At 67.0% G+C, this 18,845-nt stretch carries 18 protein-coding genes, 1 tRNA gene and 1 pseudogene; 12 read left to right on the forward strand and 8 right to left on the reverse strand.

Going from position 1 to position 18,845, the window contains the following annotated elements:
• The first annotated feature begins 19 nt into the window (after positions 1–19).
• Positions 20–1,033, forward strand: coding sequence for a VOC family protein (locus tag G6N51_RS13400; protein WP_083175246.1), 1,014 nt, complete (start codon positions 20–22; stop codon positions 1,031–1,033).
• A gap of 15 nt (positions 1,034–1,048) precedes the next feature.
• On the opposite strand, the gene G6N51_RS13405 is transcribed toward G6N51_RS13400, so the two are convergent.
• Positions 1,049–1,831 carry a hypothetical protein gene (locus tag G6N51_RS13405; RefSeq protein WP_083175243.1) on the reverse strand — a complete coding sequence of 261 codons (783 nt, stop codon included), beginning with the start codon at positions 1,829–1,831 and terminating at the stop codon, positions 1,049–1,051.
• A 229-nt stretch (positions 1,832–2,060) separates the two neighbouring features.
• Here G6N51_RS13405 and G6N51_RS13410 point away from each other — a divergent pair.
• Positions 2,061–2,684, forward strand: a pseudogene (locus G6N51_RS13410) (chemotaxis protein CheB); the annotation flags it as partial.
• Between the two features lie 93 nt (positions 2,685–2,777).
• On the opposite strand, the gene G6N51_RS13415 reads toward G6N51_RS13410, so the two are convergent.
• The 5 genes from G6N51_RS13415 to G6N51_RS13435 form a co-directional block, all read right to left on the reverse strand.
• Complete coding sequence (locus tag G6N51_RS13415; protein ID WP_083175240.1) at positions 2,778–4,004, reverse strand: class I SAM-dependent methyltransferase; 1,227 nt, start codon at positions 4,002–4,004, stop codon at positions 2,778–2,780.
• 97 nt (positions 4,005–4,101) lie between these two features.
• The gene (locus tag G6N51_RS13420) at positions 4,102–4,470 is read right to left on the reverse strand and encodes a DUF732 domain-containing protein (RefSeq protein WP_083175237.1); all 369 of its coding nucleotides are present in this window, start codon (positions 4,468–4,470) and stop codon (positions 4,102–4,104) included.
• A gap of 9 nt (positions 4,471–4,479) precedes the next feature.
• Complete coding sequence (locus G6N51_RS13425; protein WP_232078374.1) at positions 4,480–4,782, reverse strand: hypothetical protein; 303 nt, start codon at positions 4,780–4,782, stop codon at positions 4,480–4,482.
• Positions 4,783–4,845: 63 nt separating this feature from the next.
• Positions 4,846–5,316: a hypothetical protein gene (locus G6N51_RS13430; protein WP_083175233.1), complete on the reverse strand. Its 471-nt coding sequence runs from the start codon at positions 5,314–5,316 to the stop codon at positions 4,846–4,848.
• 132 nt (positions 5,317–5,448) lie between these two features.
• Positions 5,449–5,522: transfer RNA gene (locus tag G6N51_RS13435), tRNA-Leu, on the reverse strand.
• Positions 5,523–5,879: 357 nt separating this feature from the next.
• On the opposite strand from G6N51_RS13435, the gene G6N51_RS13440 reads away from it, so the two are divergent.
• From G6N51_RS13440 to G6N51_RS13455, 4 genes are all read left to right on the forward strand, one after another.
• Positions 5,880–6,779, forward strand: coding sequence for a PPE family protein, SVP subgroup (locus G6N51_RS13440; RefSeq protein WP_083175230.1), 900 nt, complete (start codon positions 5,880–5,882; stop codon positions 6,777–6,779).
• A gap of 61 nt (positions 6,780–6,840) precedes the next feature.
• Positions 6,841–8,001, forward strand: coding sequence for a PPE family protein, SVP subgroup (locus G6N51_RS13445; RefSeq protein ID WP_083175227.1), 1,161 nt, complete (start codon positions 6,841–6,843; stop codon positions 7,999–8,001).
• A gap of 161 nt (positions 8,002–8,162) precedes the next feature.
• Entirely contained in the window at positions 8,163–8,459 is a 297-nt protein-coding gene (locus G6N51_RS13450) for a WXG100 family type VII secretion target (protein WP_007771418.1), read from the forward strand.
• 43 nt (positions 8,460–8,502) lie between these two features.
• Positions 8,503–8,787 carry a WXG100 family type VII secretion target gene (locus G6N51_RS13455; protein ID WP_046182844.1) on the forward strand — a complete coding sequence of 95 codons (285 nt, stop codon included), beginning with the start codon at positions 8,503–8,505 and terminating at the stop codon, positions 8,785–8,787.
• A 78-nt stretch (positions 8,788–8,865) separates the two neighbouring features.
• Here the strand turns inward: G6N51_RS13455 and G6N51_RS13460 are convergent, their stop codons facing one another.
• Complete coding sequence (locus G6N51_RS13460) at positions 8,866–10,230, reverse strand: PPE family protein, SVP subgroup (protein ID WP_163750714.1); 1,365 nt, start codon at positions 10,228–10,230, stop codon at positions 8,866–8,868.
• 472 nt (positions 10,231–10,702) lie between these two features.
• Between G6N51_RS13460 and G6N51_RS13465 the strand changes: the two genes are divergently transcribed.
• On the forward strand, positions 10,703–11,476 hold the full coding sequence (locus tag G6N51_RS13465; RefSeq protein ID WP_083166705.1) for a response regulator transcription factor: 774 nt from the start codon (positions 10,703–10,705) through the stop codon (positions 11,474–11,476).
• The gene (locus G6N51_RS13470; RefSeq protein ID WP_083166708.1) at positions 11,473–13,023 is read left to right on the forward strand and encodes a sensor histidine kinase; all 1,551 of its coding nucleotides are present in this window, start codon (positions 11,473–11,475) and stop codon (positions 13,021–13,023) included. Before G6N51_RS13465 ends, G6N51_RS13470 begins: the two co-directional genes overlap by 4 nt.
• Here G6N51_RS13470 and G6N51_RS13475 read toward each other — a convergent pair.
• Positions 12,990–13,529, reverse strand: a complete 540-nt coding sequence (locus G6N51_RS13475) for a DUF6611 family protein (protein WP_083166711.1) — start codon at positions 13,527–13,529, stop codon at positions 12,990–12,992. The genes G6N51_RS13470 and G6N51_RS13475 overlap by 34 nt on opposite strands.
• A 377-nt stretch (positions 13,530–13,906) precedes the next feature.
• Between G6N51_RS13475 and G6N51_RS29215 the strand changes: the two genes are divergently transcribed.
• The 4 genes from G6N51_RS29215 to G6N51_RS13500 all read left to right on the forward strand — a co-directional run bounded on the left by G6N51_RS29215 (position 13,907) and on the right by G6N51_RS13500 (position 18,842).
• The gene (locus tag G6N51_RS29215) at positions 13,907–14,059 is read left to right on the forward strand and encodes a hypothetical protein (protein WP_232078375.1); all 153 of its coding nucleotides are present in this window, start codon (positions 13,907–13,909) and stop codon (positions 14,057–14,059) included.
• Positions 14,060–14,144: 85 nt separating this feature from the next.
• Entirely contained in the window at positions 14,145–15,815 is a 1,671-nt protein-coding gene (kdpA, locus tag G6N51_RS13490; RefSeq protein WP_083166714.1) for a potassium-transporting ATPase subunit KdpA, read from the forward strand.
• Entirely contained in the window at positions 15,815–17,965 is a 2,151-nt protein-coding gene (gene kdpB / locus G6N51_RS13495) for a potassium-transporting ATPase subunit KdpB (protein ID WP_083166717.1), read from the forward strand. The genes kdpA and kdpB overlap by 1 nt, the downstream gene beginning before the upstream one ends.
• Position 17,966: 1 nt before the next feature.
• Positions 17,967–18,842, forward strand: a complete 876-nt coding sequence (locus tag G6N51_RS13500; RefSeq protein ID WP_083166720.1) for a potassium-transporting ATPase subunit C — start codon at positions 17,967–17,969, stop codon at positions 18,840–18,842.
• Positions 18,843–18,845: the final 3 nt, after the last annotated feature.

An 18,845-nucleotide genomic window follows, 5' to 3' on the forward strand; every position in this document is an offset into this window, starting at 1 on the left:
AGAGATTACCGGGATCAATATGACTACCACTCCAAAGCCCTCGGTGTTCGGCAATGTTCACCTGGGTTATGTCGTGATCGAGACCAACAAGATCAGCGACTGGAAGCGCTTCGGGCGCGACGCGATCGGCATGCACCTCGACGAGATGGCGCCCGACACCGTCCGGTTCCGCCTCGACGACAACGCATGTCGCGTGCTGCTGCGACGGGGCCCGGCCGAGGACGTCGTGGCGCTGGGTTGGCAGCTCGACGACCATGCGACGTTCGACGAGATCAGTCGCCGCGTCGCCGACCACGGGGTGCCCAGCGTCGAGGGTCCCGACGAAGAAGCGAAGCTGCGCGGTGTCGAGCGCTACGTGCGGTTTCCCGGCCCGAACCGGCTCGCCCAGGAGATCTACACCACCGCCCGGACCGCGCCGCTGTCCCTGGACGTACCGGGCAGCGGATTCGTCACCGGCGCAAGCGGAATGGGCCACGTCGCCCTCGCGACGAAGAAGCCATACGAGATGCGCGGGTACTACCACCACGTCTTCGATGCGCGGCTTTCCGATTACATCGACGAGACCATCAACGGGCTGAAACTCAAGATCCGGTTCCTCCGGGTCAACGAGCGTCACCATTCCGTGGCGATCGCGTCGGTGAATGCGTTGCCGGTCAACCCGATTCGCACCCGGGTCCAGCACGTCAACGTCCAGGTCGCCACGCTCGACGACATGGTGAGCTCCTACCAGCGGGTCAAGGAACTGGGGTTCGGCATGGCCCTGTCGGTCGGGCAGCACACCAACGACAAGGAGCTGTCCTACTACGCTCTGACGCCGTCGGGCTTCGAATGGGAGGTCGGGTGGAACCCGATCGTCGTCGACGAAGCCACCTGGGAGCCCACCACCCACCAGGGGATCAGCATCTGGGGTCACAGGCCGGAAGGGCAGACCGTCATCGACAAGCTCAACCAGTTCGCGGTGGCCGCGCGCTCGCTACGCCGCCGGGAAGACACCGTCGCGGCGCTCAGCTCACCCGGGATCGCCGACGACTAGCGGCGGGAGGCGCGTTCAGCGCCGCTTGTCGCGCACCTTGTAGGTCGACGGCCACGACTTGCGCGACTCGTCCCCCGTCAACGGGGTGCCCATGCCCCCGACCTTGACGTTGTAGGCCTCCTTGCCGGGGCCGACCTCCCGGTTCGCGTGTTCCTGGGCGAGGAAGTACAGCTCGTCGATGGTGGCTTCGTCGTAGGCGACGAACGAGGTCTCCCGTTCCATGTCCTCGACACCGATCAGCATCCGCGCGGGCAGTAACCGCGAGGCCAGCGCCGCGAGGCCGAACAGCGTGAACGGAATCAGCCAGTAACACACGTACGACAACGGAGCCCCGGTGTCCAGCATCGTGGCGTCAGCCCGCACGATCGGCGGGATCGCCGACGACACCGTCATGCCGGCCGCCGTCGCCACCCAGGTCCAGGTCAGGACGCCGACGGTCCGGCCGAACAGCTCGGTCCTGACGACGTCGGCGGGTTGTTCTGCGGCCGCGAACGCGCGCACGAACGGCTTGCCGGTCAGCGTGCCGGCCAGCGCCACCACCAGCAGGCCGGCGATGCTGAGCGGCAGCATCCACCGCTGGACGAACGACCCGCCCAGCGCGAACGTCAGCGCCGTCACTATCGCAAACACTGCGGCAGAACCGATTTCGAGCGTCCGCTCCGGCTTCCCGGTGACGGCGTCGATCGCCAGCGCGATGACCGCGACCGCGAGGCCGGCCAGCGCGGCGGCACCGAACGGGACGTTTCCGACGAGCACCCAATAAACAATCCACGGCGCAAGACCAAACAGCATGCCCACGATGGGTCAGTGTATGAGTGGCGGTTCGCCCCACTGTCGGCGGCAGGCCCAAAATTTGGTCCGGCGTCAAGACAACCACCGTCCAGCCGCGCTGATCGCCGTGATCGCCGCGCGGCCAAGGGCTTTGCCGATCGTGGGCCAGGAAAGGGCTTATTGCCCTTGGCGTCGCCTCCTGCCGGGGCCAGTCTGGAGGCCACACGCCTGTGGACGGCGGCGGGTTCTCCGAGCCGTGAGTCAGGGCGGGCAAGGCTGGTCGAGTCATGGAGCGCACGGCAACACCGCTGAAGGCGTGGTGGCCGTCGGTGCCTCCGCCGGGGGCATCGAGGCGTTGTGCGAACTGGCGGCGGGCATGCCGACCGACTTCCCATTCGCCGTCATGATCGTCATTCACATGAGCCGGGGCGGGCCGTCCCTGCTGGCGCAGATCGTCGGGCGAAGCGGCCCGTTGCCGGCGGTCGGGGCGGTCGACGGGGCGGTCCTGGAGGCCGGGCGGATATACGCCGCCGTGCCCGACCATCATCTGCTTGCGCGAGACCACCGGGTCGCGCTGTCGGATGGGCCGCGGGAGGGCGGTCGCCGACCGGAGATCGATGCGCTGTTCCGATCCGTCGCGCTGGACTACGGCCCGCGCGCGATCGGTGTCCTGATGTCGGGGATGCTCGACGACGGCGTGGCCGGGCCGCGCGCCATCCAGGCCAGCGGAGGGGTAACCGTGGTTCAGGAGCCGGCCGATGCGCAGTTTCCCGATCTGCCGAAGAATGCCATAAACGCCGGCGCGGCCGACCACACGGCAGCGGCGAAAGATATCGGCAGCCTGCTGACGCGGCTGGCCGACCGGGGCGAGCCGCCCGATCCGGGCGGGCGGCCGTCCGTCGCGGAAGCAGCACTGGCAAACGACGCGGTGCCGCCAGCCGGTTAGCGCGAATGCACCTGAACGCGCCTGCAGCTATCCCGACGGGTTCTGGTTCAGCGCGATCGCCAAAAAGTCCAGGCGCCATAGCGATTCGAACAGCTTGCGCCCGAATTCCTTTACCAGATCGGCCTTGTCCGGGCCGACGCCGCCGTGCTGGGCAACGTTCGCGATGATCTCCCGAATCGGGCGACGGCCGTCGACCTGCGCAACGAAGGGCAGCTGAGCCGGGTTGAGCTTCAGCTTCGTGCCGGGCAGGTGGATCTCATCCCCGGCCAGCAGGCAGGCCGTTCGCAGCAACGGGACGTAGTCGAGCGCGGCGGCGCTCGAGAAATCGATGGCGTAATGCGCTTTCGGCCGTTCCGGCCGACAGGCGATGAAGAAGTGGGTGGCATTCGCCGGCTGCAGGCGTTCCATCACCGACCAGAGTTTGACCTCGGGAAGTTGGTTCAGCATCTCCTGGAACCGGCTGACCGGCGCGACGAAGTCGTGCGGGTAGTACGGCGTCTTGTGGAACCAGCCCTGGAATGCCAGCCCCGCCGAGCTGACCAGGTCCAGGCATTCCGCGACGGTGTAGCTGCGCTGCCGACTGTGCAGGAAGGTGTCGACCAGGGCGCCGTCGGACACCAGATCGCGCGCGCCCTTCAGATATGTGCGCACGGGGTGATCCGCCGGTAGTACCGCGATCGCCTCTTTGACCAGTTGGACCGCGACCTCGTCCTGCTCCAGGCCGAGGTCGCGAAAGACCGACTCGAGCATGTCGACGCCGATCCGGCCGTACCGCGCGTACAGCATGACGCCCAGCGCGCCATCTGTGCGCAGACAGCCGCCCAGCGCTTCCAGACCGGCCAGCGGATCCGCCATGTGGTGCAAGACGCCGGTGGAGACGATCAGGTCGAAGTCGCGGGCCAGCGTCGACACCTCCTCGATGGGCAGCAGATGCAGTTCCAAGTTGCCCAGGCCGTGCTTGTCTTTCAGATATTGCTGATGACTGAGCGCCGACCGGCTGACGTCGATGGCGACCACCTTGGCGCCGCGGTTCATGAAGGCGAAAAGGGCCGCCTGGAAGGTGCCGCAACCCGCGATGAGAATGTCGAGGTCCGGTTTGTACTCCCGGTCCGGCCACAACACCCGGTGCGCCCAGTGGGGATCGAACCAATCCCAGTGGTTTTTGCTCCACGCCGCGAGGTCGGTCACCGGGGGCGGATACTGCCACCGATCGTATTGACGGGAGACGCCGTCGCCCCGCGGATCGTCGGTCACTTCGGCGCAACTCCTTCGCGGTGGCGGTCGCGACCAACTTACTGTGCCCGGCGCGCCTCGGCCTGCCGGCGATGCGCCTCCCGACCAGACTGCGCGGTCACATCAGCGGGGGCCCGGGAATCAGCCAGATCAGCGAGCTGTCGATCTGTCCGCGGTACTGCGGGCAGTACGCGGCCACGGAGAGGCCGACGAAGTAGCTGGACTGCCTCATCGAGAGATTGGTGTCGCGCTTCACCTTCATCGCCAGGACGCTGGCATTCGCGTTGTTGTCGAACCCCGTGCACACCCGGTGGGCCATCGCGATCGCCGTGCCACTGTCTCGGACGTCGATCCCGTAGTTCGCCAGCGACGCGATGAACGCGTCATCGGCCGGATCCGCCGCCGCCGACGCTGAGAAGAGGGGCACGGTCGCGAACAGCAGGACCGCACAGGCGGCCGGCCGCCACTTCCTACGACGGGCGTTCATCCGGGCCGATCAATTCGACGAAGACAGCGGGACCTTCGCCACGTCCGTAACGTGCGTAGTCTGACCGTCCGTCCCCGGTGCGCTCACGTCTCGCAGCGTGACGGGATGGCGACGCCAGCCGGCGTACCCGAATGCCGCGCTGACCGCGGTGTAGACGGCGGCCTCCGTCCACATGAATCCGACGCCCCACTTCCTGCCGAGGAAGATGGGCTCGTCGATGATGCCGCTGGACGCGGCGATGGCGTAGCCCGCGTGCGCGTAGGCGATCCCGGCGAACGCTCCGCAGAAGAACTTGCTCACTTCGCGATTCATGCCTCTTCCTCTCTCCGTTGCGACGAAGTCGCAAAACCTCAATGTCGGCCTGCCCTCTGCTTGCTACGGGGCTCCGTTGACGATGCGGTCGCGGACGGCGGTGGCGGTGGTGAGATGTCCCTCCGCGGAATTCATGAATTCGCCGGCGTGGCGGGCCTCGTTCGCGTCGTGGTCCTCGATCGCCGCGACGCAGAAGTGGGACGCGGCGTCGAAGTCGTCGAGGCTGGCTTGCAGCGCGTCGGTGAGTTCTTTGTCGGGCGAAGGCATGTGCCCCTGCAGGAAGCTCGCCGCCTCGTGGCCCTCGTGGCAGGCCGCCCCCAGCGCGGGGTAGTCCTGGCTGCCGATGGCAAAGGTGGCCTTGCCCATGGCGATGCCCAAGTCCTGCATGTGGTCTTTGGTCAGTTCGACCCAGCCGCGCACGGCCTGGGCGTGGGCCGTTGTGGTGGTGGTGCCGCCACCGCTGCTGTGCGTGCCAGGTGAGCAGCCACCGACCAACAGAACCACCGCAGCACCCACTATGGCTTGCTTGATCACCCGGCCTCCTCAACCTTGTACAGGGTGATCCTTCGCCCCGACGACGCCCGCCAGCCAGGGCATAAAGGCTCTACCTCTGGTACCAAGCTCGGCTGTACCTGCGGCCGTTGCGCTGAGCTGCGCGGACGCTTGTGCCCCCAGTCGGACTCGAACCGACACTGGGCGGATTTTAAGTCCGCTGCCTCTGCCAATTGGGCTATGGGGGCTCGGCGGCGAATCTAGCGCGCGGCCGCCGAAACCGGGACATCGCGTCCCGCTGAAGTTGAGGGAAATTCACACCATGCGACGCGGGCAGCCATCGGCTAGTATCCGCGCCCACGCCGCTTAACCACGGCTTTCCGGCAGATGACAGATCACACCGCTATGTCGTCCGGCAGGACCGTGTTAAAACTACTGCCCTCCTCGTTAAGAAGCCGTAAACGGCTGTCACCCCGGGCCTTTCGGCCGGGAACGTGGACTCGGGGGTCGTTAGTGTTACGCCAACGCACAGGGGCCGTTACGCGAACACTCAGGGTCGATCCACCGCATGGGGGTCGGCCGTTCCGAACAGTAGGGAGCAATAAATGTCATTTCTGACGACACAGACAGAAGAGATGTTAGCTGCGGAGCAGCTGCTGTCGGGAATCAATACCAACCTGGCTGCGCAGAACGCGGGCGCGGCGGCGGCGACGACGGTGATCGCTCCCGCGGGCGCCGACCCGGTCTCGGCCCAGCAGGCGGCGATCTTCTCGGCGTACGGCACCCAATACCAGGCCATTGCCGCAGAGGCCCAGACGATGCTGGAGCAGTACGCGCAAACCCTGGGCATCAGCTCCGGCAGTTACGGGGACACCGAGGCCATCAACGCCGCCCAGGCCACTCTTGCGAGCGCCGCAAATCCCGCAGCCGCAGCTCCCGCCGCCGCGACCGCCACGCCGGGCGGTGCCCTCGACTGGCTTTCCTACCTCCTCGGTAGCACCGGCAACGGCACGAACCCGGCCATGCTCGGGGGGCTCTTCGGCCTGTCGAGCAACGGCGCCAACATCGGCAACATCGGTTTCGGCAACTGGGCCTCCGCCGGTTCCGACCTGCTCGGCCTGGCCGGTGGCGGCCTGCTCGACACCTCCGCCGCCGACGCCGCCGGTTCGGCCGCCGACGCGGCGGGCCTCGCCGATGTCACGGCGCCGATGGGTGGCGGCATGGCCGGCATGGGCGCGATGCCGATGGCCGCGGCGGGCCAGGCGAGCCTGGTCGGCAAGCTCTCGGTGCCGCCGACGTGGGCGGCCCCCGCCACCCCGGTGGTCGGCACCAGCGCCGCACCGTTGGAGACCGTGGGCTGGACCGCCGCCGCGCCGCAGGCCGGCACCGGGGGCATCATCCCCGGGATGCCGGGGATGGGCGCCGCCGCGCGCAACAGCGCCGGCTTCGGTGCGCCGCGCTACGGCGTCAAGCCGATCGTCATGCCGAAGCCGACGGCCGTCTAGGCATTGCTCACTTACTCAAGAGACGTGAAATTCCAATAGACAAAAGGAGCGGGAAACACCAATGGTTCTTGACTTTGCAGCAATTCCCCCGGAGATCACCTCCTCGCTCATCTACTCCGGTGCGAGCTCCGCGCCGCTGATGGCCGCCGCGGCGGCGTACGCCAACCTGGGGGCGGAGATCAGCACCACCGCCACCCAGTGGGAATCGATCATCTCGCTGCTGACCAGCGAGCAGTGGACGGGAGGCGGGTCGGCAGCGGCGGCGGCCGCGGCCCAGCCCATCATCACTTACCTCACCGAGACGGCGGCGACGCTCGAGCAGGCGAGCGCCCAGGCCACGGCGTCGGCGGCTGCTTTCGACGCGGTGTACGCGGCGGTGGTGCCCCCACCGTTGGTCGTGGCGAATCGAACACTGCAAGCGTCGTTGTTGCCGATGGCCATCATCCCGACCGTCGCCGCCGAGATCGCCGCATTGGACGCGGAGTACGCCGAAATGTGGGCCCAGGACGCCGCCGCGATGGCCGCGTACCAGGCGGCCTCACTGGCCGCGGGAGTCTTGACGCCCGTGACACCGCTGACCTCGACCACCAGTCCGGCGACCGCCGCGGCCGCGGACAGCGCTGCCCTCGCGGCGGACTCGACGGGCGGCACCGTCCAGGCGTTGGCGGCGCCATTGGCGGCGCCGTTGGCGGCCGCCGCGGACCCCATCACACCGACGTTCCCTGGCCTGCTGGGCTCGATCGACAACTTCCTCGGCACGCCATCGGTGCTGAACGCGATCAACGGCAGCGTGAACACCGCGGCCTGGTGGGTCATGAACGCCATCCCGACGGCCGTGTCGCTGGGCCACACCCTGGGCTCCGTGCCGTCGATCCCGTTCGCGCTCACCGACTCCGTCACTCCGCTCGCCGGCGGGATGGTGCAGGGCACCATGGTGGGCTCGGTGTCGGGAGCGGGTGCGTCGGCCGCCCTGGGCGAGGCCTCCGCGGTCGGCGGGCTGTCCGTGCCGGCCGGCTGGAATGCGGCCGCCCCGGCGTCGTTGGCCTCCTCCACCGCTCCGCTCGAGGGCTCCGGGTGGACGGCCGCGGCGGAGGCCGAGCCGGTCGCGGCGATGCCCGGGATGCCGGGCATGGCCGCTGCGGCAAAGGGCGCCGGCGCCTACGGCTCCGGACCGCGGTACGGCTTCAAGCCGATCGTCATGCCCAAGCAGGTCGTTGTCTGATGTCGGGATTACCGCTACGGGAAATAAGGGGGTACATGTCACCCGTTTGAGGCGATCAGTTAACCGGTAGGCCGTAATCTGTCCATAACGCGGCCACCACCGCATCAATTACAGCTGTTAAGACTTCGACATTGAAGGCTTGAACGACAAGGAGAAAGCAAATGGCAACACGTTTTATGACTGACCCGCACGAGATGCGGGCGATGGCGGGTCGCTTCGAGGTGCACGCCCAGACGGTTGAGGACGAGGCCCGCAAGATGTGGGCGTCGTCGATGAACATCGCCGGCTCGGGCTGGAGCGGTCAGGCGCAGGCGACCTCGTACGACACCATGGGTCAGGTCAACCAGGCCTTCCGCAACATCGTCAACATGCTCCACGGGGTGCGCGACGGGCTGATCCGCGACGCGAACAACTACGAGCAGCAAGAGCAGGCCTCGCAGCAGATCCTCGGCAGCTAACGGTCGAACCCGCTGTCTTCCAACACTTTTAAGGAGCTAAGCAATGACCATTAACTACCAGTTCGGCGATGTCGACGCCCACGGTGCCTTGATCCGCGCCCAGGCCGCGTCTTTGGAGGCTGAGCACCAGGCCATCGTTCGCGATGTGCTTGCTGCGGGTGACTTCTGGGGCGGCGCCGGTTCGGTGGCCTGCCAGGAGTTCATCACCCAGTTGGGTCGCAACTTCCAGGTGATCTACGAGCAGGCCAACGCCCACGGGCAGAAGGTGCAAAGCGCCGGCAGCAACATGGCCAGCACCGACAGCGCCGTTGGCTCCAGCTGGGCCTGACACCGCGCCTCTTCACTCGAAGGGCCCGCACACCACGGTGTGCGGGCCCTTTCGGTTGCGGGAGCCTTGGGGCCGGGCCTATCCGGCCACCGGCGACCGCGGGATGAGTGAGGGACGGAACCCGATCCGGTGAACCGCGCCGTCGGACTCACGCCCGACCATGGCGCCCAGCGGCAGCTTGGAAATCCCGGTGGCCTGCGACGGCGTGGGCGCCGCACTCCACCCGGCCGGCGCGCCGTTGGCGTCGAGGGCGGCGGGCACCGGCGTCACCGCCGACGCGGCGTTGGCCCAGCCCGGCGGGACCGACAACGTCCCCAGCGAGGCTCCTTGACCCACGCTTGCCGAGGCGCCCTCGCCCAAACCTCCCAGCGACCCGACATTTCCCAGACCGACACCGCCCAGGGCTTCCGGGCCTTCGAAACCGGGAACGCCCTCGGCCCCCAGGATCGAACCCGCCCCCTCCAGGTCCAGCGTCACCCCATAGACGTCCATACCGATCCCCCCGCCGTCGGCCCCCAGGCCCGCCCCGTCGGCGCCCAGGCCGGCGGCATCCGAGCCCACACCGAACGCCGTGAAGACTGCTCCTTCTCCGCCGCTCAGCAACGATCCGGAGCCCGTGGCCACTCCAGACGCGGCCGCGGTACCCGCGCTGGCGGTCTTGGCAAAGCCCTTGCCGGACGCGCTGGTCAGGCTCGACAGCGCGCTGACCGGCGCGGTAGCTCCCGAGGTACCGACTGACGCCTCGGTGCCCATCGCCGCCTGCGCCAGACCCGCGTTGGGCGACGACCCGGGCGTCGACAGGCCCTGCAGGGCTTGCGGAACGGACGACATCACATGCGCCGACGTGCTCTGCACCTTGGTGGCGGCCTGGGTGCCCGTCACCTGGGCGACCCCGCCGGCCTGGCCGGCGACCCCACCAGGATTGGTCGTCTGCGGCGGCGGCGCGAAGGTGCTGAAGGTGGACGCGGTTGCCGAACTGGCGGCGTAGGTGTACATCGCGGTGGCGTCCTGGGCCCACATCTCGCTGTACTCGGCCTCGGTGGCCATGATCGCGGGGGTGTTCTGGCCCAGGACGTTGGTCGCGATCAACGCCATAAGGCGAGCGCGATTGGTCGCGATGACGGGCGGCGGCACCGTCATCGCGTACGCCGCTTCGTAGGCCGCCGCCGCGGCGGTCGCCTGCATCGCCGACTGCTCGCACAGCGCCGCGGTCGCCTGCAACCACACGATGTACGGCGTCACCGCGGCGGCCATCGCCGTCGACGTCGGCCCCAGCCATTCGCCCGTCAAGGTCGTGATCACCGAGTCGTAGCCGGCTGCCGCCGAGTGCAGCTCGAGGGCCAGCGAGTCCCATCCGGCCCCGGCCGCTAGCAGCGTCGCGGGCCCCGGCCCCACATACATCCGCCCGGAGTTGACTTCCGGCGGCAACGCACCAAAATCCATTACTGTCCTTTTGCTAGTCGGTTTTGCCGAATCCGCGAAAGAGGTGCCGGTGACCATACGGAAGAACGCCCTGCGACGTGCACCCTTGCGTCGAAAAGCGGTTCAAAGAGCCATTTTTGGTAACGCGCACGTAGCGTTGACTTAATGCGAGCCGGGACTCCGTCGTCCTTGTAACAAGGGTATGCATTCGGCCGGAAGGCGCATTCGCCGAAATGCCGCCCGTTGCAAACAAGCTAAACTGGTTCTAGCGCAGCCTGTTTGGGTCATATTCGCTGGAATCAGCCGGTGCATCCCGACCAACGGCCTTGCAAATCCGCAGGTTTGGCAAACCAGACCATCTCGGACAAGCCGGTAGGACACATATCAAACACATATTTGAGCGCCCGCTGACGTGACGCACCCAGACGTCAACATTTGAGATTCCTATGAGCTTCGTGACAGTCGGGTGTGTGCCTTGCCAGAATGGAGGAACATGACCGCAATGTCGGGATACGGGGGCGGCCAGCGCCCTCGCCAAGCCATCCTCGGGCAGCTGCCCAGGATCTACCGCGCCGACGGTTCACCGATCAGGGTCCTGCTGGTCGACGACGAGCCGGCGCTGACCAACCTGGTGAAGATGGCGCTGCACTACGAGGGTTGGGTCGTCGACATCGCCCACAACGGTCGCGAGGCGCTGGCGAAGTTCGACAGGGTCAACCCCGACGTGCTCGTGCTCGACATCATGCTTCCCGACGTGGACGGGCTGCGAATCCTGGAACGCGTCCGCCAATCCGATGCCTACACCCCGACGCTCTTCCTGACCGCGCGGGACTCGGTCATGGACCGCGTCACCGGCCTGACCGCCGGCGCCGACGACTACATGACCAAGCCGTTCAGCCTCGAAGAGCTCGTCGCCCGGCTGCGCGGGTTGCTGCGCCGTTCCGGCCAGCAGACCCCGCCGGCCGCCGAAACCCTCAAAGTCGGCGACCTGCGGGTCGACACCGCCAGCCGAGAGGTGACCCGTGACGGCACCCAGATATCGCTGTCCTCCACCGAGTTCGAATTGTTGCGCTTCCTCATGCGCAATCCCCGCCGCGCGCTGAGCCGCAGCGAAATCCTCGACCGGGTGTGGAACTACGACTTCGCCGGGCGCACCAGCATCGTCGATCTGTACATCTCGTATTTGCGGAAGAAGATCGACTCCGGCCGGGATCCGATGATTCACACCGTGCGCGGTGTCGGATACATGCTGCGGCCTCCGGAATGAGCCCGGGCCGGGACGCCTTGGCCCGAGACCTTCCGCGGTGGCTGCCCCGTTCGTTGCGTCGCCAATTGCTGTTGGGCGTACTGGCCGTGGTCAGCGTGGTGCTGATGACGGTCGGGATCGTCTCCGTGCTGAGCCTGCGCGGTTACGTCACCGCGATGAGCGACGCCGACGTCGCCGGGTCCTTGGACGCGCTGGGCCACTCGTACGCCAAATACCGTGACGGTGAACGTAATACGGCCGACGGTAGTAAGCCGCTGGGTCAGGCGATGTTGCAGTTCACCGATCAGACGCCGGGAAACCTGATCGTGGTGCTGCATAACGGCGCCGTCATCGGATCGGCCGTGTTCTCGGAGGCCGAAGCACGGCCGGCACCCGCCGATGTGGTCCGCGCCATCGAAGTGCAGTCGTGGGGTGACGGGCCGCCACGGACCGAAAACCTGGGCAGCCTCGGGTTCTACCGGCTCAACAGCCACGTCGCCGGGTCAGACGTGCTGGTTGCCGGGGTTTCGCTGAACCTCGCCGACCGGATCATCGCCCGCAAGCAACTCACCACCACCCTGCTCATCGCGGCCGCCTTGGTGGTCACCGCCGGGCTCACCATGTGGGTCGTCGGCTACACCCTCCGACCGTTACGCCGGCTGGCCGGCGTCGCGGCGGAGGTCGCCGCGATGCCGCTCACCGACGACGACCACCGAATCAGCGTGCGGGTGCGGCCGCGGGACACCAACCAGCTGAACGAGGTCGGCATCGTCGGCCACACCCTGAACAAGCTGTTGGACAACGTCGACAGCGCGCTGGCCCAGCGGGCCGAATCCGACCTGCGCATGCGGCAATTCATCACCGACGCCAGCCACGAGCTGCGGACGCCGCTGGCGGCGATTCAGGGATATGCCGAACTCACCCGGCAGGACAGCTCGGAGTTGCCCCCTACCACCGAATACGCGCTGGCCCGCATCGAGTCCGAAGCGCGGCGGATGACGCTGCTGGTCGACGAGCTGCTGTTGCTCTCGCGCCTCGGCGAAGGGCAAGACCTGCAGAGCGAGGATGTCGACCTGGCCGAGCTCGTGGTCAACGCCGTGAACGACGCGGCGGTCGCGGCGCCCACGCACCACTGGGTCAAGGACCTGCCCGACGAACCGGTGTGGGTCCGCGGCGATCATGCCCGGCTGCACCAACTGGTCAGCAACCTGCTCAACAACGCCTGGGTGCACACCCCACCAGGGGTCACCGTCACGACGGCGATCACCTGCCATCGCGGCGGGCCGGGGACGCCCTTCGCGGAACTGAGCGTCACCGACGACGGGCCGGGCATCGACCCCGAGCTTCTCCCCCGCCTGTTCGAACGGTTCGCCCGGGCCGACAACTCCAGACTCAACAGCTCGGGCACCGGGCTGGGCCTGGCCATCGTCGACTCGATCGTCAAGGCTCACCACGGCTCCGTCGCCGCCGAATCCGCAGAGGGCAGAACGGTTTTCCGGGTCCGGATCCCGATGATCGACGGCCCGGGCGCGCATCAGACATCCGTGAGCGCCGCCAAGCTGTCATAGGCTTCCCACCACGTGGCCTCATGCTCGACCGGTGAAATGGCACGAGTCGCCAACATGCGGTCGGCGTCGATGAGCATTTCGACCAACGTTCGCCATTGCATGTACCTGCGCAACTCCTGCACGTCGGTGGTGTCGGGCATGAGGATGATCGACATCGACCTGGCTCGAACGCGGAGCGGTCCGCCCCGCAGGAAGAGGAGCATGCTGATACTCAGGTAAGCGGCCGCGGCGACTGTCAGCGCGGTGTCGGGTGAGGTCATCGCATTGTCAAAAACCATGGCGCACAGCAGCATGAGCGCGGCGGCGGTTGTCGGCCAGGCACGCCACAGCCGTGCCAGCCGCCGGTCGGTGGTGCTGGCTCCCGGCGGGTAGATGATCAGGCTGTAGCGGCGAACACCGTACCGGCTGACCACGGCCTCATACGATCCCCAGCGGTGGGCGCCGTCGCGCAGGCGCGACAAGAAGTTCGGTCCGGAAATCGGTGCCTGGGCGGGTTGGGTAACCACGCGTTCAACGGTCCGTTGTTGAGGCTCACGCATGGTTCGGGTCTACGCCTGGCTCATGTCGCCCGCTGCGACCCCGAACATCATCCATACGCCCGAGGCGCCAATGTTTACGGATCCTTTTCGACCCCTCATCATCAGCGTGAGTCTGGATCGAATCACCGGTGCGAACGGCTCGTGCCATGAGCTGTGGCGCGGTACTTCTCAAAAGCCCTTGCTACGGTGGCCCATTGACGGGACGCGCGGCAACGGGTTCGAACTGGCGTGCGTAAACAAGCCGTAAAGGTGCCCAGCGAGCCCGTTAGGAAAGTGTCAACCAAAGGCCCTACCGGCGCGGCCCCAGCTAACTTCAAGCTGACCTTGCCTCCGAGGAAAGCGCTGTGGCTACCTCGATGAGGTCCTTTCGTATGCACGCGATGGGCGCGGAACGGAGACAAGATGGGCTCGAAATGGGCGTAGTGGCGTTCGTCGTGCTCACGGTGGCGGTGTTCGCCGCACTGGGCCTGGTGCAGAAGTTGGTAGAGCGGCTGTGAACTACGAAAACATCGTAGGTTTGGCGCTTTCCGTCCTCATCGCATTGTTTCTCGGCTGCGCCCTGCTGTTCCCGGAGAGGTTCTGATGAGCGGGACGACAGCGGGGCTGCTTTTTCTCGCCGTCCTCGTCGTGGCGCTGGTTGCCGTGCATGTGCCGTTGGGTGACTACATGTACCGGGTCTACACGTCGAAGAAGGACGGCTACGTCGAGCGCGGCATCTACCGACTGATCGGGGTGAACGCGCGCTCGGAGCAGAGCTGGGGCGCCTATGCGCGCAGTGTGCTGGCGTTCTCGTCGATCAGCATTCTGTTCTTGTTCGTGTTCCAGCTCGTGCAGGGCAAACTGCCGCTGCATCTCCACGATCCGGCCACCCAGATGACCCCCGGACTGGCGTGGAACACCGCGGTCAGCTTCGTCACCAACACCAACTGGCAGGCCTATTCCGGTGAATCGACCCAGGGGCACCTGGTGCAGATGGCCGGGCTCGCGGTGCAGAACTTCGTGTCCGCCGCCGTCGGCATGGCCGTCGCGATCGCGCTGGTGCGCGGGTTCGCCCGCACGCGCACGGGCGAGCTGGGCAACTTCTGGGTCGACCTGGTGCGCGGCACGCTGCGGATTCTGCTGCCGATCGCCACCTTGGGCGCGATCCTGCTGATCGCGGGCGGCGCCATCCAGAACTTCCACCTCAACGACCAGGTCGTCACCGCACTCAACGGGACGCACCAGACCATCACGGGCGGGCCGGTGGCCAGCCAGGAGGCCATCAAGGAGCTGGGCACCAACGGCGGCGGCTTCTACAACGCCAATTCCTCCCACCCGTTCGAGAACCCGACCACGTGGACCAACTGGCTGGAGATCTTCCTGCTGCTGGTGATCAGCTTCTCGCTGCCGCGCACCTTCGGGCGCATGGTGGGCAACACCAAGCAGGGTTACGCGATCGCAGGCGTGATGGCGTCGCTGTACGCGCTCAGTGTGACCTTCATGATGTGGTTCCAGCTGCAGCACCACGGCACGGTGCCCACCGCGGTGGGCTCGGCGATGGAGGGCGTCGAGCAGCGGTTCGGCGTCGCCAACTCCGCGGTGTTCGCCGACTCGACCACGCTCACCTCCACCGGCGCCGTCGACTCGTTCCACGACTCCTACACCAGCCTCGGCGGCATGATGGCCATGTTCAACATGCAACTGGGCGAGGTCGCGCCCGGCGGCACCGGCTCGGGTCTGTACGGCATGCTGATCCTGGCCGTGATCACCGTCTTCGTCGCGGGGCTGATGGTCGGGCGCACCCCCGAATATCTGGGCAAGAAGATCAACCCGCGCGAAATCAAGCTCGCCGCAAGCTATTTCCTGGTCACGCCATTGATTGTGCTGACCGGGACCGCGATCGCGATGGGGCTGCCGGGCGAACGCGCCGCCATGCTCAACACCGGCCCGCACGGGCTGTCGGAAGTGCTGTACGCGTTCACCTCCGCGGCCAACAACAACGGATCCGCGTTCGCGGGTATCAGCGTCAACACGAACTGGTACAACACCGCCCTCGGCCTGGCCATGGTGTTCGGCAGGTTCCTGCCGATCGTGCTCGTCCTGGCGCTCGCCGGCTCGCTGGCCAGGCAGGGCCAGACTCCCGCATCGGCGGGCACCCTGCCCACCCATCGGCCGCAATTCGTCGGAATGGTCGCCGGGGTGACCTTGATTCTCGTCGCCCTCACTTTCCTGCCCATGCTCGCGCTTGGCCCTCTCGCCGAAGGAATCCACTGATGACCGCGACCACCGTTGACCCGGCCGAACAGTCGCAGCCGTCCACTTCCGCGAACACCAAACGGGTGCAAGGCGGCCTGCTCGACCCGAAGATGCTGTGGCGCTCGACGCCGGAAGCGCTGGGAAAGCTCGACCCGCGCAGCTTGTGGCGCAACCCGGTCATGTTCATCGTCGAGATCGGGGCCACCTGGAGCACCGTGCTGGCGATCATCAACCCGACGTGGTTCGCCTGGCTGACCGTCGTTTGGCTATGGCTCACCGTGTTTTTCGCCAACCTCGCGGAGGCGGTCGCGGAAGGCCGCGGCAAGGCTCAGGCCGAAACCCTGCGCCGGGCCAAGACCCAGACACTGGCGCGGCGGCTCAAGGATTGGCGGGCCGGTGCGCCCGTCGTGGAGGAAGAGGTCGCCGCGCCATTGCTGCAGCAGGGCGACGTCGTCGTGGTCGAGGCCGGTCAGGTCATACCCGGTGACGGCGACGTGGTGGAAGGCATTGCCTCCGTGGACGAATCCGCGATCACGGGCGAGTCGGCTCCGGTGATCCGCGAGTCCGGTGGCGACCGCTCGGCGGTCACCGGCGGCACCACCGTGCTGAGCGACCGAATCGTGGTGCGGATCACCCAGAAGCCCGGGGAGAGCTTCATCGACCGGATGATCGCGCTCGTCGAGGGCGCCAACCGGCAGAAGACCCCCAACGAGATCGCCCTCAACATCCTGTTGGCCGCGTTGACGATCATCTTCGTTTTCGCCGTCGCCACCCTGCAGCCCCTCGCGATCTATTCGAAGATGAACAATCCGGGCGTCCCGGACAGCCAGGCGCTCAACGCAAACGGTGTCACCGGGATCGTGATGGTGTCGCTGCTGGTGTGCCTGATCCCCACCACCATCGGCGCGTTGCTCTCCGCGATCGGCATCGCGGGAATGGACCGGCTGGTCCAGCGCAACGTGCTCGCGATGTCGGGACGCGCGGTCGAAGCCGCGGGTGACGTCAACACCCTGCTGCTCGACAAGACGGGCACCATCACCCTGGGCAACCGGCAGGCCGGCGCCTTCGTCCCCCTCGACGGTGTCACCCCCGAACAGCTGGCCGACGCCGCGCAATTGTCCAGCCTCGCCGACGAAACGCCGGAGGGACGCTCGATCGTCGTATACGCCAAACAACACTTCGGGCTGCGGGCACGAACGCCGGGCGAACTCGCCCATGCGCACTGGGTGGAGTTCTCCGCCGCGACGCGGATGTCGGGCGTCGACGTCGACGGGCACCTGCTGCGCAAGGGCGCGGCCAGCTCCGTCGCCGAATGGGTGCGCGGGCAAGGCGGCAAGGTTCCCCAGCAGCTCGGCGAGCTCGTCGACGGCATCTCCGCCGGCGGCGGCACCCCGCTGGTGGTCGGCGAGAGCCGCGACGGTCAGGCTTCGGTGCTCGGCGTCATCCACCTCAAGGACGTCGTCAAGCAGGGCATGCGCGACCGGTTCGACGAGATGCGCAGGATGGGCATCCGGACCGTGATGATCACCGGCGACAACCCGTTGACCGCCAGGGCGATTGCGGACGAGGCCGGCGTCGACGACTTCCTCGCCGAGGCCACGCCCGAGGACAAGCTCGAGCTGATCAAGCGGGAGCAGGAGGGCGGCAAGCTGGTCGCGATGACCGGCGACGGCACCAACGACGCACCGGCGCTGGCTCAGGCCGACGTGGGCGTGGCGATGAACACCGGTACGTCGGCCGCCAAGGAGGCCGGCAACATGGTCGACCTCGACTCCGACCCCACCAAGCTGATCGAGATCGTCGAAATCGGCAAGCAGCTGCTGATCACCCGCGGCGCGTTGACCACCTTCTCGATCGCCAACGACATCGCGAAGTATTTCGCGATCATCCCGGCCATGTTCGTCGCCTTGTTCCCCGGGCTGGACACGATCAACATCATGCGGCTGCACAGCCCGCAGTCGGCCATCTTGTCCGCGGTGATCTTCAACGCGATCGTCATCGTCGCGCTGATCCCGTTGTCGCTGCGCGGCGTGCGCTATACACCGAGCAGTGCGTCAAAACTGTTGAGCCGCAACCTCTACATCTATGGCCTCGGTGGCATCGTCGCCCCGTTCGCCGGCATCAAGCTGATCGATCTGATCGTCCAATTCGTCCCGGGGATGTCCTGACATGAGCTTCTCGAGTTTCGTGCGCATGCACTGGGCGGCGTTTCGCGCGTTGCTGGTGCTGACGGTCGTCACCGGTGTGGCCTATCCGGTGTTCATCTGGCTGGTGGCGCAGATACCGGGGCTGCAGGACAAGGCCGACGGGTCGATCCTCACCGCCAACGGTAAGCCCACCGGCAGCCGGCTCATCGGTCAGCTGTTCACCGACTCGAACGGCAACCCGCTGCCCCAGTACTTTCAAAGCCGCCCCTCGGCCGCCGGCAATGGCTATGACCCCCTGTCTTCGGGCGCAAGCAATCTCGGGCCGGAGAGCGTCGTCGACGCACCGGGCAAACCGAGCCTGCTGACGCAGGTGTGCAGGCGCAGTTTGGCGGTGGGCCAGCTCGAGGGTGTCGACGGGGCGCGCCCGTTCTGCACGGGCGGCGGTGTGGGTGCGGTCCTTTCCGTGATCGGACCGCGCGACGCCCGCGGAAACGTCGTCCACCCCACCCGGGTGGTCAGCGTCAACGAGCCGTGCCAGGCTACGCCCGCCCCCTTCCTGAGCCTCTACGAAGGTGTGCGCGTCGAGTGCGCCAAGGACGGCGAGGACTACACGCTCGGCCAGATCGTTCCGATCCGCGGCGCCGCGCCCGCCGACCCCGCCGTCCCCGCGGACGCCGTCACCGCCAGCGCAAGCGGCCTCGACCCGAACATCTCGCCGGCCTACGCCGATCTCCAGGTCGCCAGGGTGGCGAAGGCCCGCCACGTCAGCGTCGACCAGATACGGGAGGTGTTGGCGCGGAACCGAAGTAGCCGCACGCTCGGGTTCTTCGGTGAACCGTGCGTCAACGTGTTGCAACTGAACCTGCAACTCGATCACACATATCCAGTCTCGAGCTAGCGC

Origin of the sequence: Mycobacterium paraseoulense (genome assembly GCF_010731655.1) — a bacterium.
GTDB lineage: Bacteria > Actinomycetota > Actinomycetes > Mycobacteriales > Mycobacteriaceae > Mycobacterium > Mycobacterium paraseoulense.